Source organism: Aeromonas sp. 600527, from assembly GCF_049175415.1.
Taxonomy (GTDB): Bacteria; Pseudomonadota; Gammaproteobacteria; order Enterobacterales; family Aeromonadaceae; genus Aeromonas; species Aeromonas veronii_A.
This window is the reverse complement of the sequence record NZ_JAAKVA010000012.1, coordinates 1-14,287: the sequence shown is the minus strand read 5'-3', so window position 1 is coordinate 14,287 and position 14,287 is coordinate 1. Positions and strand designations below refer to the sequence as shown.

General features: G+C 55.9%; 12 protein-coding genes and 1 pseudogene. 6 read left to right on the top strand and 7 right to left on the bottom strand.

Features of this window, described 5'->3' with window-relative positions:
* Positions 1-68 precede the first annotated feature (68 nt).
* Positions 69-1,025: a retron St85 family RNA-directed DNA polymerase gene (locus G5154_RS14635; protein WP_421251196.1), complete on the bottom strand. Its 957-nt coding sequence runs from the start codon at positions 1,023-1,025 to the stop codon at positions 69-71.
* Complete coding sequence (locus tag G5154_RS14630; protein WP_421251197.1) at positions 1,022-2,056, bottom strand: retron St85 family effector protein; 1,035 nt, start codon at positions 2,054-2,056, stop codon at positions 1,022-1,024. The genes G5154_RS14635 and G5154_RS14630 overlap by 4 nt, the downstream gene beginning before the upstream one ends.
* A gap of 527 nt (positions 2,057-2,583) precedes the next feature.
* Here G5154_RS14630 and G5154_RS14625 point away from each other — a divergent pair.
* The gene (locus tag G5154_RS14625; RefSeq protein WP_421251198.1) at positions 2,584-3,348 is read left to right on the top strand and encodes a CphA family subclass B2 metallo-beta-lactamase; all 765 of its coding nucleotides are present in this window, start codon (positions 2,584-2,586) and stop codon (positions 3,346-3,348) included.
* 104 nt (positions 3,349-3,452) lie between these two features.
* On the opposite strand, the gene G5154_RS14620 is transcribed toward G5154_RS14625, so the two are convergent.
* Positions 3,453-4,877, bottom strand: a complete 1,425-nt coding sequence (locus tag G5154_RS14620; RefSeq protein WP_124241738.1) for a DASS family sodium-coupled anion symporter — start codon at positions 4,875-4,877, stop codon at positions 3,453-3,455.
* 288 nt (positions 4,878-5,165) lie between these two features.
* Here G5154_RS14620 and G5154_RS14615 point away from each other — a divergent pair, with 288 nt between their 5' ends.
* On the top strand, positions 5,166-6,437 hold the full coding sequence (locus G5154_RS14615) for a hypothetical protein (protein ID WP_421209683.1): 1,272 nt from the start codon (positions 5,166-5,168) through the stop codon (positions 6,435-6,437).
* An 83-nt stretch (positions 6,438-6,520) separates the two neighbouring features.
* Here G5154_RS14615 and G5154_RS14610 read toward each other — a convergent pair whose 3' ends face one another.
* From G5154_RS14610 to G5154_RS14600, 3 genes are all read right to left on the bottom strand, one after another.
* A complete protein-coding gene (locus G5154_RS14610) occupies positions 6,521-7,768 on the bottom strand; it encodes a DEAD/DEAH box helicase (protein ID WP_202005945.1) in 1,248 nt (415 codons plus the stop codon).
* A 97-nt stretch (positions 7,769-7,865) separates the two neighbouring features.
* Complete coding sequence (locus tag G5154_RS14605) at positions 7,866-9,335, bottom strand: GGDEF domain-containing protein (protein ID WP_421251202.1); 1,470 nt, start codon at positions 9,333-9,335, stop codon at positions 7,866-7,868.
* Positions 9,336-9,491: 156 nt separating this feature from the next.
* A complete protein-coding gene (locus G5154_RS14600; protein WP_021229493.1) occupies positions 9,492-9,956 on the bottom strand; it encodes a hypothetical protein in 465 nt (154 codons plus the stop codon).
* 198 nt (positions 9,957-10,154) lie between these two features.
* Between G5154_RS14600 and G5154_RS14595 the strand changes: the two genes are divergently transcribed.
* Positions 10,155-11,063 carry an SAM hydrolase/SAM-dependent halogenase family protein gene (locus G5154_RS14595; RefSeq protein WP_088868551.1) on the top strand — a complete coding sequence of 303 codons (909 nt, stop codon included), beginning with the start codon at positions 10,155-10,157 and terminating at the stop codon, positions 11,061-11,063.
* A gap of 80 nt (positions 11,064-11,143) precedes the next feature.
* Here the strand turns inward: G5154_RS14595 and G5154_RS14590 are convergent, their stop codons facing one another.
* On the bottom strand, positions 11,144-11,704 hold the full coding sequence (locus G5154_RS14590) for a carbonate dehydratase (RefSeq protein ID WP_005343397.1): 561 nt from the start codon (positions 11,702-11,704) through the stop codon (positions 11,144-11,146).
* A gap of 197 nt (positions 11,705-11,901) precedes the next feature.
* Between G5154_RS14590 and G5154_RS14585 the strand changes: the two genes are divergently transcribed.
* The 3 genes and pseudogenes from G5154_RS14585 to G5154_RS14575 all read left to right on the top strand — a co-directional run bounded on the left by G5154_RS14585 (position 11,902) and on the right by G5154_RS14575 (position 13,938).
* Positions 11,902-12,543, top strand: coding sequence for a ribonuclease T2 family protein (locus G5154_RS14585; RefSeq protein WP_005343399.1), 642 nt, complete (start codon positions 11,902-11,904; stop codon positions 12,541-12,543).
* 72 nt (positions 12,544-12,615) lie between these two features.
* Positions 12,616-12,894 carry a helix-hairpin-helix domain-containing protein gene (locus G5154_RS14580; RefSeq protein WP_421251199.1) on the top strand — a complete coding sequence of 93 codons (279 nt, stop codon included), beginning with the start codon at positions 12,616-12,618 and terminating at the stop codon, positions 12,892-12,894.
* Positions 12,891-13,938, top strand: a pseudogene (locus G5154_RS14575) (NAD(P)H-dependent flavin oxidoreductase). The gene G5154_RS14580 and the pseudogene G5154_RS14575 overlap by 4 nt, the downstream one beginning before the upstream one ends.
* The last annotated feature ends 349 nt before the right edge of the window (positions 13,939-14,287 follow it).

The window sequence follows — 14,287 nt, the reverse complement described above, 5'->3', positions numbered from 1 at the left end:
TTAAACTGGTCTCATTTAGCCTTGTTTATAATAGTGAAGTATAGTATTAACATAATCTATGTCATACGTTACTTATTCACTTTACTGACATTAAATGACACTTTTGCTAAATCTTTGAAAAGAACATCACCGTAAGATTCTAGTAGCTTATTGAAATATTCAGGTTCAATGTTTCTCATGTGAGAAATAATTCCGTGTAAATAAGGGATGTCATTGTGTTCTAGTTTGTTATTTTTATATAAGTGAAGCATTGCCCTTATTTTTTTTCTTAAATTACGCCCTGTTGATAGTTTGTTATCATGAGTTAATGTTACCCCTGTTACCCTTTGCGATCTGCCTTTGGAGACTATATGGGTTTTTTTCTCATTTATTGATAATTTAGGGGAATCCATTAACATCAGATTGCTTTTGATAATTGCAGGGGTTTTTTTGATATCCTCGATACTATTAGATGAGAAAGTTAGATCATCAGCATAACGAGTAAAAACAATATTATTTTTTTCGCAATACTCTTTTACTGCTATATCAAATTCATACATGATGATATTTGAAATGATAGGCGATGACGGTGCGCCAACCGATAACTCGAAACGTCCGTAATTATTTCTTCTAAAAAGAAATAATATGAGAATCTTCCTATCTGCACTACTTAATCTTACGTTGTTTCTTTCCAATGAGTTAATCAGATCTTCAGGGCGGATTGATGGGAAAAAATCCTTGAAATCCATTTTTAATATGAATTTTTTACCCAGATGCCTTTCAGCATTGTCCTTAATTGATATATCTTTTTTGTATGCAGTACTTATATCTGAGGTTGGTAGAGGAGCAAGTACGGTTTTTACAATGCAACGTTGTATTTTTTTTATTTCTGCAGTTGGTTGAGCAATTGTCCTTTTGCCGCCAGAGCGTTTTGGTATCGTGTAAACACGATATGATAGAGGAGCCTTCATTGCTTTAATTAGTAATTCATGTGCGAGAAGAGAAAGGCTCTTGCAAATTATATCTGTGATGCTTTCATTACTCATTGGAAAATTGCCCTATATCTAAATTTATCATGTTCATGATAATATGTGAGTAATTTATTTGATATGTCCGAAGCGCTTTTTTCTTTAGTGTATTCGGCAATATTACTTGTGAAGTAATATTTTATAAAACCAATGTTTTCTTCTGTAGGTATATAGTATGTATCACCATTATGACTTTCAGTGATAAGGTTGAATTTTTTTAATATATAAATACATGCTTTTATTGTCTTGAGTGAACGCTCTTTTTTATCAAAATATGACATTACGAAACCGTTAATTTCATTTATTTTAAGTGCGTGAAAAGTCTTTATTAAATCGGCAATGATAAAGCAGATATGGCCTAATTTGCTCGTGTCAATTTTTGGTTCACCGACAGATATTAATTTTGTCTCATAAGCTATTTGCTCTGCAATTAAATTTATTTTATCTAAAGTTATATTGTATGCTGAGGAAATTAATGGTCTTATTTTGTCTTTATTATGGCCTGAGACGCTATATTCTATATCCCAAGAGTAACGTAACACTCTTTTTTCATTGTCGGTCAAATGTTTGATAGGGCCAAGATTGATATATGATATTTCATCGCCGGGATTTATATTTTCATTTACTATTAATATTAGTTTCTGTGAAATTTGTTCATTAGTACAAAAGCTACCTAGTTCAGCATATGCTCCTGGTGCCTCAAGGAATAAAACGATAGAGCCGGACATGTCTGCTATTGCGATTTCTAGATCTACTAAATTACCAACAACTCCATGTTCTAGCCAGTCATTATACTCCTCAGCTAGCTTTATTTTTCCACTTAATTCAGGATGATTGTAGATAACATCGATTAATGCGCCACGCATGGATTTATATTGTGGGTTTGAATAGCGCGGTAGGGTTTTTGCCTTTTCTTCGTTTGGCTCTATACGTTCTGTTTCACCGCCACATAAGAATATAAAGTTAGGTATATTTTTCAACCTCAGCTTGTTATAGTCGAGGCACATTAAAAAACCTTCTGTAAGTTGCTCAAATTCGTTGCTTTTCATATTTTAAATTTTATGAAAAAACCCCTTAAATAAGGGGTTTGGGATTATAAAAATACTTTACCTTAAAGGGCACGGACGCCGCGATAAATCGCGAAGCGATTTTCGCGGTGGCCGTGCTCATAAATGAGCACAATCATAAAGCTCCGGTGATACACCAGATGAAGCCGCTCGCATGCTTCACACGCGTAAAGTTTTATCACCATACTTTAATACTGCATGGTGTTCAATTGAGGTTTGTATGAATTCGAGGTTTTTATATAAAAACTGTGAGGGAAGTACGAATTTATCTCATATGTTGGGCTTAATTGACCCAGTATCAAATTATGGCTTGTAGGGTCGTAGGTTCGAATAGCGCAGCGTATTCGGACGTTCGCGAATAGTGGGTCGCTGCAGATTGATCCTGACTTCACTCAGACTTCACACAACCTCATTTTCCCCTCACAAATCCCCCGTATCTTCTGCCCACTGCTTAAAAGGCCCGGCTTGCCACAGGGGTGGCGAGGGGGTGGTTGGTTCGAGGGAGCAAGATGATGAAAGGTTGGATGAAGTGTGGATTGGCCGGGGCCGTGGTGCTGATGGCGAGTTTCTGGGGTGGCAGCGTGCGGGCGGCGGGGATCGAGCTCAAGCAGGTGAGCGGCCCTGTTTACGTGGTTGAAGATAACTACTACGTAAAGGAAAACTCCATGGTCTATTTCGGGGCCAAGGGGGTGACAGTGGTGGGGGCGACCTGGACGCCGGATACCGCCCGCGAGCTGCACAAGCTCATTAAACGGGTCAGCAGCAAGCCGGTGCTGGAGGTGATCAACACCAACTACCACACCGATCGGGCGGGCGGTAACGCCTACTGGAAGTCCATCGGGGCCAAGGTGGTGGCGACGCGCCAGACCCGGGATCTGATGAAGAGCGACTGGGCCGATATTGTCGCCTTTACCCGCAAGGGGCTGCCGGAGTATCCGGATCTGCCGCTGGTGCTGCCCAACGTGGTGCATGATGGTGACTTCACCCTGCAAGAGGGCAAGGTACGCGCCTTCTACGCGGGCCCGGCCCACACGCCGGACGGCATCTTTGTCTACTTCCCCGACGAGCAGGTGCTCTATGGCAACTGCATCCTCAAGGAGAAGCTGGGCAACCTGAGCTTTGCCAATGTGAAGGAGTATCCGCAGACCATCGAGCGGCTTAAAGCGATGAAGTTGCCGATCAAGACGGTGATTGGCGGTCACGACGCGCCGCTGCATGGCCCCGAGCTGATTGATCACTACGAGGAGTTGATCAAGGCGGCGCCGCAGAGCTGACCCGCGCTGTTTTTAACAATGCCGCCGCTTGTGGCAAGCGCAGCGCTGGTATGGAACGCTGCACACCATCTATGCAAAAGGGCCCGTTACGGGCCCTTCTGCTATCAGATCAGCCACTGCCACCAGGTGAGGCCAATGCTCATCACCACGGCAAAGCCCACGATGGCGATCACCAGACCGATGCGCATCCACTCCGCGCTGGTGTGATAGCCCATCCCCATCAGCAGCGGGATGCGGGCGTGGGAGTAGGTGGCGAGGTTGCAGCCGACGTTGGTGATGGCGGCGATGCTGAAGATGGCGAGCTCGGCAGGCACGCCGACCGCCAGCAGGGCCCCGGCAATCACCGGCGCCAGTGCCACCACCTTGGCGGTGGCCGAGGCGAAGGCGTAGGAGGTAAAGAGGTAGAGCCCCATCACCACCAGCAGCATGGGAATGGTGCCGAGTCCGCCGAGGGTGCTGTGCATAAAGCCGGAGAGTTCATCCCCCAGCCAGCCGGTAAAGCCGACCCGTTTCAGGTTGTCGGCCATCCCCATCAGCACGCTGAACCAGATCAGGGTATCGAAGGCGGCGCTGTTGCCCTTCACATCGTTCCAGTTCAGCACCCCGAGCAGCAGCAGGGCGGCCAGACCGAGAAAGGCGACCGTGGTGGCATCCAGCCCCAGATTGCTGCCGCCGACCCAGAGCACCACCAGACCGACAAAGACCCCGAGCAGGCTTTTCTCATGGCGGGAGAGGGGGCCCATTTTGGCCAGCTCCTCGCGGGCGAAGCGGGGGGCATCCGGCGTGTCGCGGGTCTCGGGGCGGATCACCATATAGAGCACCAGCGGCATGATCAGCAGCAGACCGATGGCGGGCGGCAGCAGATAGAGCGCCCATTCGCGAAAGCCGACCGTGAGCCCGGCGACGCTGGCGGCAATGCCGACCAGCGCCAGATTGCCGGCAAAGCCGGTGCTGAAGGCGACCGCCGAGGCGTCGTTCATGGCGCTGACGCTGGAGAGCAGGAACTGCCCCAGCTTGCGGTCATCCTTGTTGATGGTCTTGGCCAGCGAGTCGGCAATGGGGGCGACGATGGCGGCGCGGGCCGTGTTGCTCGGGGTGGCGGGGGCCAGAATAAAGTCGGCAACCGCCAGACAGTAGGCGGAGCGCAGGGTGGACTGGCCAAAGCGGCTGAGCAGCAGCAGGGCGATCCGCTTGCCAAGGCCGGTCTTGGCAAAGGCGCTGGCAATCATGAAGGCGATGACGATAAGCCAGATCAGCGGGTGGTTGAAGTCGACCAGCGCCCCTTCGATGGCCGCCTTGGGGGTCGCTTCGCCACCGGCATGGAGCACGGCGTAGAGCCCGAGGGAGAGGATGGCGATATAGCCGGTCGGCGCTATGTTGGTGACGATGACCAGAATGGTGGCGATAAACAGAATGGCGGTGTGGTAGGCCGCCGGTGCCAGTCCGGCCGGGGCTGGCAGCTGCCAGCAGACGATAGCCAGCAGCACGGTCACGAGTGCGGCGAGCTGGGCGAGAGTGAGTTTTTTCATAAGATTCCTGTCCGGAATGAGTGGGGAGGGAGCGATTGAGGCCGCTTCGGCCCTACTATAAGAGGGGTAATGGTGGATGCCAAATCCATCAATTACACCAAATGAGTATTCGATTAATTGCGGCTGTTTTTAACGGCGTCTTTGGTTTTGTGAGCTCGGGTTGATGAAGGGGGGTGAGTGAAGGAGTCGTTGCGACCTGGGGGGCTGGCGGGATTAAGGCTGTTCAAGGGGGCGGGGCTTTCATAAGATGGCCCTCTCTCTTTTCCCTGAAAGTTATCCATTTTCGTTATGCAATACGCCTCTCTCGCGCGCCTCAAGCAGGCCTTTATCACCGGGATGTGGGCCTCGCTGGTCAGCATCGTTATTGGCTTCGCCTTCAAGGTGTGGCTGGCGCAGTGGGTCGCCAAGGGAGAGCTGGCGCTGTTCAACAGCGTGGTGGATTTGATTTCCCTCTCCTTTATCCTGATGACAGGTTTTCGCTCTTCCATGGTGGTGAGTTACTCCCAGACCAAGAACGATCGGGACATCATCAATATCTTTCGCTACTTCCTCATCGGCATCGTGTTGCTCACCTGGGGGGCGGTGATCCCCTATATCAAGCACGGGCTCCATATCCGGGTGGAGTATCTGCAACTGGTGGGGGTCATCTTCGGGCTGGGGCTTAAGGTCTACTTCACCAATCTGGTGGCCATGTACCGGATGTATCAGCTCTCCAACCGGGTCACCTGGCTGGAGCCGTTGGCCAACGGTCTGCTGTTTATGGCCTGCTACTTTGGGCTCGGGATGGATGCGCTCGCTTCACTCTTCTACGGGCTGACCTTCTCGTCACTCGCCATCGCCGGTTATATGTATGTTTCGCGTCGTCGGGCCATCGCCACCAGGCCGCTGGCCAAGGTGGCGCTCGGCCCCGAGATGGTGAGCTATGTGAAGAAGAGCTTTACCGCCTCGCTGGAGGCGGGGGCCAGTATCCTGATGATCTACATCACTGTGCTGCTCACCATCCGCCACTTCAGCATCGACGAGCTGGGGGATTTTCAGGTGGTGGTGCGCCCCATCTTCACCTATATGACCACCTTGTTTGTCTTCCCCATCTACCGCTTTGTGCTGCCGGAGCTGGCGGTCAATCTGCGCAATGGCGATCACCGCCAGATCAGGATGATCCGCCGCTGGATCTTCCGCCTCTCCGCCATCGTCAGTCTGGCCTTCTTTGGCTTGATGCTTCTGGCGGGCAAGCCGCTGGTGCTGTTGTTCTTCCCCGCTGACTACGTGGGGGCGGTGCCGGTGCTGTTCCACTTCTCTATCTTCTTTATCTTTATGATGCTCAACGGCTATCAGCTCGCCTATATCAAGGCTCACGGCCACTTTACCCAGAGCCTGCTGATCCGGCTGGCAGGCATAGTGGCGCTGATTGCGGCCTACTATCTGGTGGCCGAATTCACCGCCAACGTGGTGGCGATTATCGTGGCGCTGGGGCTTGGCTATATGGTGATGTTTATTCTCTCGACCCTGGCGGAGCGGCAGATCTTGCGATCCCTGCCACTGGTGCTGGCGACCCATTAGGGTGTGACTCGCCAAGAGCTGGCCCCTGTCAGATAACAAAAAACGCCCGTGCGGGCGTTTTTTATTGGCGGCGCAGGGCAGGCTTAACGCTTGCCCTTGCCACCCTTGTTGCCAGCGAGGGCCTGCTTTCTGGCACGCTGCTTCTGGGCCGCCTTGCTATTGCGGCGCGGCTCGGGCTCGAAGCGGGTGAGATCCGGCTCAAAGCCGGGGAACCACTGCTGGGGCAAACGGGTGTCGAGTACCGCTTCCACCTTCTCCAGCAGCGGCGCATCTTCCGGGCTGAACAGGGTAATGGCGAGCCCCTTGTTGCCGGCACGGCCGGTGCGCCCGATACGGTGGACGTAATCCTCCGCCACAAACGGGAACTCGAGGTTAATCACATAGTTGAGATCCGTGATGTCGAGGCCGCGGGCCGCCACGTCGGTGGCAACCAGCGCCTGCAGGGTGCCGGCGCGAAACTCCAGCAGCACTTTTTCCCGCGCGCTTTGCGACAGATCGCCGTGGAAGGCCAGCGCATTGATGCCCGTCTTGCCAAGCTGCTGGGCCAGTTTGTCCGCCCCCTGACGGGTGCGGCTGAAGATAAGCGCCGGTGCCCACCTTTTCACTTTCAGCATGTGTTCGACCAGCGCCAGCTTGCGATCGCTGTCCACCGTGTAGACCCGCTGCTCCACCTCAGCCGCCGTGGTGTTGCGCGATGCCACTTCAATCAGCTCGGGGTCACGCAGCAGCACCTTGCAGAGGGCAAACAGGTTGTCGTCGCAGGTGGCGGAGAAGAGCAGGGTCTGGCGATCCGCCGGGAGCTGTTTTAGCAGCGCCTTGATCTCGTCCATAAAGCCCATGTCGAGCATGCGATCCGCCTCGTCAAACACCAGATGGCGCAGCTCCGCCAGACTCAGCGCCCCCTGCCGCAGATGGTCGAGCAGACGGCCCGGAGTGGCGATCAGCAGATCCACCCCGGCTTGAAGCGCCTCTATCTGAGCCGCTATGCTCACCCCGCCGTAGACTTGCGTGCTGGTGAGACCGGTGCCCTGGCCGTAGCGCGCCACGCTCTCGGCGACCTGCACCGCCAGCTCGCGGGTCGGCACCAGTACCAGTGCGCGGATTGGGCGGGGCTCTGCTTGTGGCTGCGCAAGCAACTGTTCCAGCAGCGGCAGCACAAAGGCGGCGGTCTTGCCGGTGCCGGTCTGTGCCCCCGCCATCAGATCCCGACCCGCCAGAATGACGGGGATGGCGCGAGCCTGAATGGGGGTGGGGGCGGCATAGCCGAGCTCGGTCAGGGTCTGCTGCAAGCGGGGGGAGAGGGCCAGTTCGGCAAAGGAGGCTGTGGACATAGGGGCACCAGTCGGGGTTATCGCGGCCTGCGGCCACGATGCAGTGAGTGATCGTGGCCGCGATGGTAACAGAAGCAGGGGGAGCGGCAGAAGGCGGCTATGCCTCTGCGTCGTCCGGCAACGGGCGGATCAGCCGGATCGCTTTGCCCTCGTAGCAGGCGATGTTGTGCTTGCCCTGCTGTTTGACGTGGTAGAGCAGCTCGTCGGCGAGATGCACTGCCTCGGTGACGGTGAGGTAGTCGCGAATGCGGATCATCCCGGCGGAGAAGGTGATGGGGGTGGGCAGCTCGGGGATCCCCAATGGGCGATCCAGCAGGCGGCCAGCGGAGTGGATCATCATCTCGTCATCCTCCATCCCCTTGAACAGCACGATAAACTCCTCGCCGCCCCAACGGATGGCGCTGTCCACCTTGCGGATATTGCTTCTGAGATGGCGGGCAAAGGCAACCAGTGCCAGATCCCCGACGCCATGGCCATAGGTGTCGTTGATCGATTTGAAGTTGTCGATATCGAGGATCATCAGGTAGTCGTGCTCGTGGAGCAGACTCTGGCAGAGTACATCTCTGCGTGGCAGCCGGGTCAGGTGGTCGGTGTGCGCCAAGGTGCGCAGCCGCAGGTAGATCTGCTTCCAGGCCACCATGCCCAGCAACAGCACGATGAGATAGACCTTGAATGCTGCGCCATGCAGGGCCAGCTTGACGAAATCAAACCAGCTGTAGGACCACTTCAGATAGAGATCATCCCCCGCCTTGGTGCGCATAAAGGGTTTGCTCAGGCAGAGATGCCTCGGGCTGCAGGGCTCGGCGGCTTCAAACGATATGTTGGTGCGGGTCGGGTTGATGGTGTCGAAGGGGTGCAGTACATCGTTAAATGCTTCATCGACGGCGATGTCGATACCGAGCAGTCCGTATTTGTAACCGCCGTGTCCCGACTGATGGATGAAGGGGAAGTACATCACTATGGTGTTGCGCATGCTGAAGCTATCGATCTCGATATCGGAGACAAAGGCTTCATCGGTGCTGCACAAAGGGCGGCCGGGGGCAAAGCTGGCGCAACCGAAGTAGTGATACCAGGCGGGCAGGGTCATCAGATCCACCTTGATCGGCGCCAGTCTGGCGGGCAGCACATTGTTGTCGGCCACCATGCCGATCAGCCGGTAGTCATTCCAGATGGTGTAGATGTTAATCACCTCCGGATAGGAGAGGGCATAGCGGAAGGTGTTGAGGAGATTGGCGGCCGGGTATTGCAGCGGAATATCGGCAAAGCGGTATTTGCTTTTGAGGTCATACCCGTAGAGATAGTCGCTGCCGACGCTATTCGGGGGCGGTGGCGGATCGAGCAGATGGTGTTGTGCCAGATAGCTGGTGATGTTCTCCACCTTGAGGATCTTGGCTCGCTGGTAGAAGACCTCGAACACATTTTTCTGGCGGGCTGTGATGAGATCCATGTCGTGCTGGATAGTGAGATAGGTGTAGTAGAAGACAGTGCCCAACCCGGTCAGGGCGAGCAGGGCCAATCCGGCCACTTTGACGATGAACTGGCGAGCAAACGCCGGTGGCCAGCGCAAGGCTGGGGGGTTACCTGAAAATAAGGTCATAGGTGTCTGGTTAGAGTACCGATAGGGGCGTGGGCGCCATACGGGCAAAGTATACGCGAATGAAATTCCGACAGGATTCACCGACAAACCTTGCCTGAAGCTGAAGACCTCACCACTTATTTAGCCCTACTCCACGATCAGCACGCTCTCGCTGGCCAGATGGTGCAGCCACTCTCTGACGATCAGCAGCACGGCGGCAAAGTGCTCGTCGCGGGGCAGCAAGCTGGCGGCGAGGGGATCCCCTTCCGCCATGGCGGCCAGCTGGCCAAAGGCTTGCTCCACCAGATCCCGGTCGAGCTGGTTGTCCCCCAGCACTTCGGCCAGCGACGGCTGGCTGCGCAGGGTCAGCTGCAAGCCGGGCGGGATCTGCGGGGCGATGCGCATCAACTCATCTTCCACCACCATGATGGCCCGCTCCAGTTCGAGCGGGGTGGGTGGCGCGTGGCGAAACGGCCCGGGCTGGATGGCGTGGGTGCCAAAGGCCAGCGGGTAGTGTGACGGGGCCGCATCTGGCTGGCTCAGCCAGAGCTGGCTGCTCTGTTCACCAATCTCCAGCAGCAGGGTCATCATCTCCGGTACGGGTTGTGTCATGGTGCTGAGCTCCTGTATTGTAAACGTTTTCCCATTCTGCCTTTGATACCCCCGCCGCCGACGTTTGGCGAGCACAATTTCTGCGAGTCGTCCCTCACTTTGTTGCAAACCCCTTGCAAAAAAATCCATTGGTGGCAGTCTGGATGTCTAAATGGCTATTTCCGTTTCGTTATCCTCAGATGATTCAGGAGTTCAGATATGGATATTCGTACCGCTCCCCGCGCCATTGCGCTCGCCCTCATGCTGGCAAGCGGCATCGCCGCCGCCAACGAAGCGCTGGTGATCCAGACCGATTTCGGCCTCAAAGATGGCGCCGTATCGGCCATGAAGGGGGTTGCCTTCGGGGTGGATCGCACCCTGCCGCTCTATGACCTGACCCACGAGATCCCGGCTTACAACATCTGGGAAGCCTCCTACCGCCTCTACCAGACCCTGCAGTATTGGCCCAAGGGCACAGTGTTTGTCAGCGTGGTTGATCCCGGTGTCGGCACCGAGCGCAAGTCAGTAGTACTCAAGACCAGGAGCGGCCACTACATCGTGACCCCGGACAACGGCACCCTGACCCTGGTGGCCGAGCACTTCGGCATCGACACCGTGCGCCAGATCGACGAAAAACTTAATCGCCTGAAGGGCTCCGAGAAGTCCTACACCTTCCACGGCCGCGATGTGTACGCCTATACCGGCGCACGGCTCGCCTCCGGCGCCATCAGTTATGAGCAGGTCGGCCCGCTGCTGCCCGCCGAAGTGGTGAAGATCCCCTATCAGCCTGCAGTAGCCGAGAAGGATGGCACCCTCAAGGGCACTATCCCGATCCTCGATGTGCAGTACGGCAACGTCTGGACCAACATCGACGATGCGCTGCTGACCAAGGCGGGGATCAACAAGGGAGATAACGCCTGCATCAAGATCCGCGAAGGGGATGTGGTCAAATATGACGGCAAGGCGCCTTACGTCAGCAGCTTCGGTGACGTGCCGGAAGGTCAGCCACTGGTCTACCTCAACAGCCTGCTACAGGTGTCGGTGGCGCTGAACATGGACAGCTTTGCCGCCAAGCATCAGGTGCAATCCGGCGCCAACTGGCATATCAGCCTGAAGAAGTGCTCCTGATCCGCATGTATATAAGTAGAGATAGAAATAGCAACGGGCGCCTCGGCGCCCGTTTTGTTCCCTGGTAGTAAAGAAAGGGATCAGAACTCGTTGGAGAGCGCCTTGTACCCTTTGACCAGATCGATATTGGTATGAGCCACGTCTTCGGAGAATTCGGCGGCATCCACCGAAACCCGTGGGATATGGGTCAGATCGCTCTGCTGGTTGATGCGGGTGGTGGAGGGGACGTAGAACTCCGGCGGCAGATCGCAGCCATCGATCACCGAGTTGTGACGCACCACGGCACCATCGCCGATATGGCAGTTGAACAGCACACTGTTGAAACCGATAAAGACCCGGTTCCCCACTTCGCACGGCCCGTGGACGATGGAGCGGTGGGCGATGGAGGTGTACTCGCCGATGGTGACGGCTGCGCCGGATTTGGAGTGGATCACCACGCCATCCTGGATGTTGGAGTTGGCGCCAATGACGATGGGCTCCATCTCGCCGTTGGCATCCACCTCGTCGGCGCGGATCACAGCATAGGGGCCGACAAAGACATTCTCTTTGATGATCACCTTGCCGCAGATGATGGCGGTCTTGTCGATATAGGCAGATTCGTCGATGACAGGCAGATGGCCGGAGGGATTCTTGCGGATCATGTGACATCCTGTGGTTGCTTGAAATGATGCAGTGGCGCACCCGGCGCCAGGATGCCAGCTTACGCCTCGTTATTATCCGGGGAAACCCAGAAGTGGTCTGACCCTTGTCGCAAGCCTTGGTGGGAGCACTGTTTCCGCGCGCTGGAATATGGGAGCATTGCAGCCATTCCCGAGTTGGTTGAAATGGACATATATAGATGAAGAAGATGATTGCCCTGCTGGCGGGTGGTTTGTTGCTCTCCTCGGCCGCACAGGCCAAAGGGGTTGCGGGCGACTTTGATTACTATGCGCTGGCGCTCTCCTGGTCGCCAGAGCATTGTGCCATCAAACCGGCGGATCGGGACCAGTGTTCCCGCAAGCTGGGGTTCGTGCTGCACGGGCTCTGGCCCCAGTACGATCGCGGTTACCCCAGCAACTGCACCCGCGAACGGCTCGACGCCAACATGGAGCAGAAGTTTGCCGGCCTCTACCCCAGCCGTTTCCTCTATCGCCATGAGTGGGAGAAGCACGGCACCTGCTCCGGCCTGAGTCAGCCCCAATTTCATCAGCTGGCAAGCGACCTGCGCCAGAAAGTGAAGATCCCGGCGGCCTATCAATCCCCGGAAGAGCCGCTGCGCAAGAGCACTTTCCAGCTCAAGGCCGATCTGGCGAGCGCCAACCAGTGGCTGGCCCCCGACAACATCACGGTAGCGTGCGCCGATGGTGGCCGCTTCCTGCGGGAGATCTACATCTGCGTCAATAAAGAGGGGACGGATGCGGTCACCTGCTCCGCCGAGATGCAAAAGCGTGAGCGTCGCTCCTGTGGTCAGCCGGACTTCCTGCTGCGCAGTGTGCGTTAAGCCTCCACTCTCTCCATCGGGCCCCTTGCGGGCCTGATGTGTAACCACGGTTATCGGAAAGGAGTCTGACAGATGGATGTCAACAACCGGTTTGGCCCGACAGAGCGGGCAATGCTGCTCGGCGTGAAAGGGGTAGGGCCGACCGTTATCGGGCGGCTCGAACAGCTGGGCTACCATACCCTGGCCGGATTGGCCGAGGCCGACACCACCCATATCGTCCAGCTGGTGGCCAGCATGCTGGGCTCGACTTGCTGGCAGAACAGCCCGCAGGCGCGCAGTGCTATCGACGGCGCCATTGCGCTGGCCCGCGCACATCTGGCGGCGGATGCGACAAACGGGGTGAATGGATGAGCCTCTTTACCGAACTGGGGGATGCGTTATCCCATCATTCAGGCGCCGATGGCCGGTGTGCAGGGAAGCGAGCTGGCGCTGGCCGTGACCCGTGCGGGCGGCTTAGGCTCCTTGCCTGCCGCCATGCTCACATCAGCGGAGCTGCGCAGCGAACTGGGACGACTTACCCAAAGCGGCCTTGGGCCATTTAACATCAACTTCTTCTGCTATCGGCAACGGGAACCTGATCCCGTTGCTCTGGCCAGCTGGCAGCAGCGCCTTGCTCCCTACTATGCCGAGTTCGGCATACTTCCCCCAGCGGTCACGATGGCGCCAAGCCGTGCAACTTTCAATGAGGAGCATGCCGCCATGGTGACCGAGTTCAGACCGGCGGTGGTCAGCTTTCACTTCGGCTTGCCCGCGCCCGAGCTGCTTGCTCAAGTGAAGGCTGCGGGGGCCAAGGTCTTGGCCAGCGCCACCACGGTGGCGGAGGCCGTATGGCTCGCTCAACACGGCGCCGATGCCATCATCGCTCAGGGATTGGAGGCGGGTGGTCATCGCGGTCATTTCCTCTCCGATGATCTCGCCTTGCAGCAGAGCACATTGACCCTGCTGGCGCAGATCCTCGCGGTGACCGATCTGCCGGTGATTGCCGCTGGCGGTATCGTCGATGGCAAGGGGATCGCCAACGCGTTGGCAATGGGGGCGAGCGCCGTGCAGATGGGCACGGCCTTTCTCTGCTGCCATGAAGCGACCACCTCGGCGTTGCATCGCGCCGCCATCCATTCACCAGAGGGCCAGCAGACGGCACTGACCAATCTGTTCAGTGGCCGTCCGGCGCGGGGGATCGTCAACCGTCTTATGAAAGAGCTGGGCCCGCTCTCGGATCTTGCCCCTCACTTCCCCTATGCCAGTGGCGCACTGGCACCGCTGCGCGCTGCCGCCGAGAAGGCGGGGGACAGTGGCTTCTCTCAGCTCTGGGCTGGCCAGAATGTATCGGGTTGCAGGGATCTTCCTGCCAGCGAGCTGATAGCGTGCTGGGTCAAAGAGGCTGGATTGGGATAAGCGCTTCTATATATGCCTTATACGCCTCTTTATATAGAAGATGCCGAGGGCGCTGCGCGTTAGACGCGACAGTGCGGCGATGATGGATGAGTGCCAGGCCAGTACCCTTGTGAGGCATTTATCCGGTGTAAAACGTCCTAACCCCACCTCTGGCTGTGGGTAAGTCTGTGTAAAGACTGTGTATTGATATGAATAACCAATAAATTGCACTTTTTTGCAATTTTATTGCGGTAAAGCCTTGCCAATGTGAGCTGGATCTCTATAATGCGCCACATCGACAGGGCAAGCGGCAACGCAGAAAGCCAAGTCGGCAACCTCGAAAAGCCTTTGAAAATAAGGCTTGACTCGA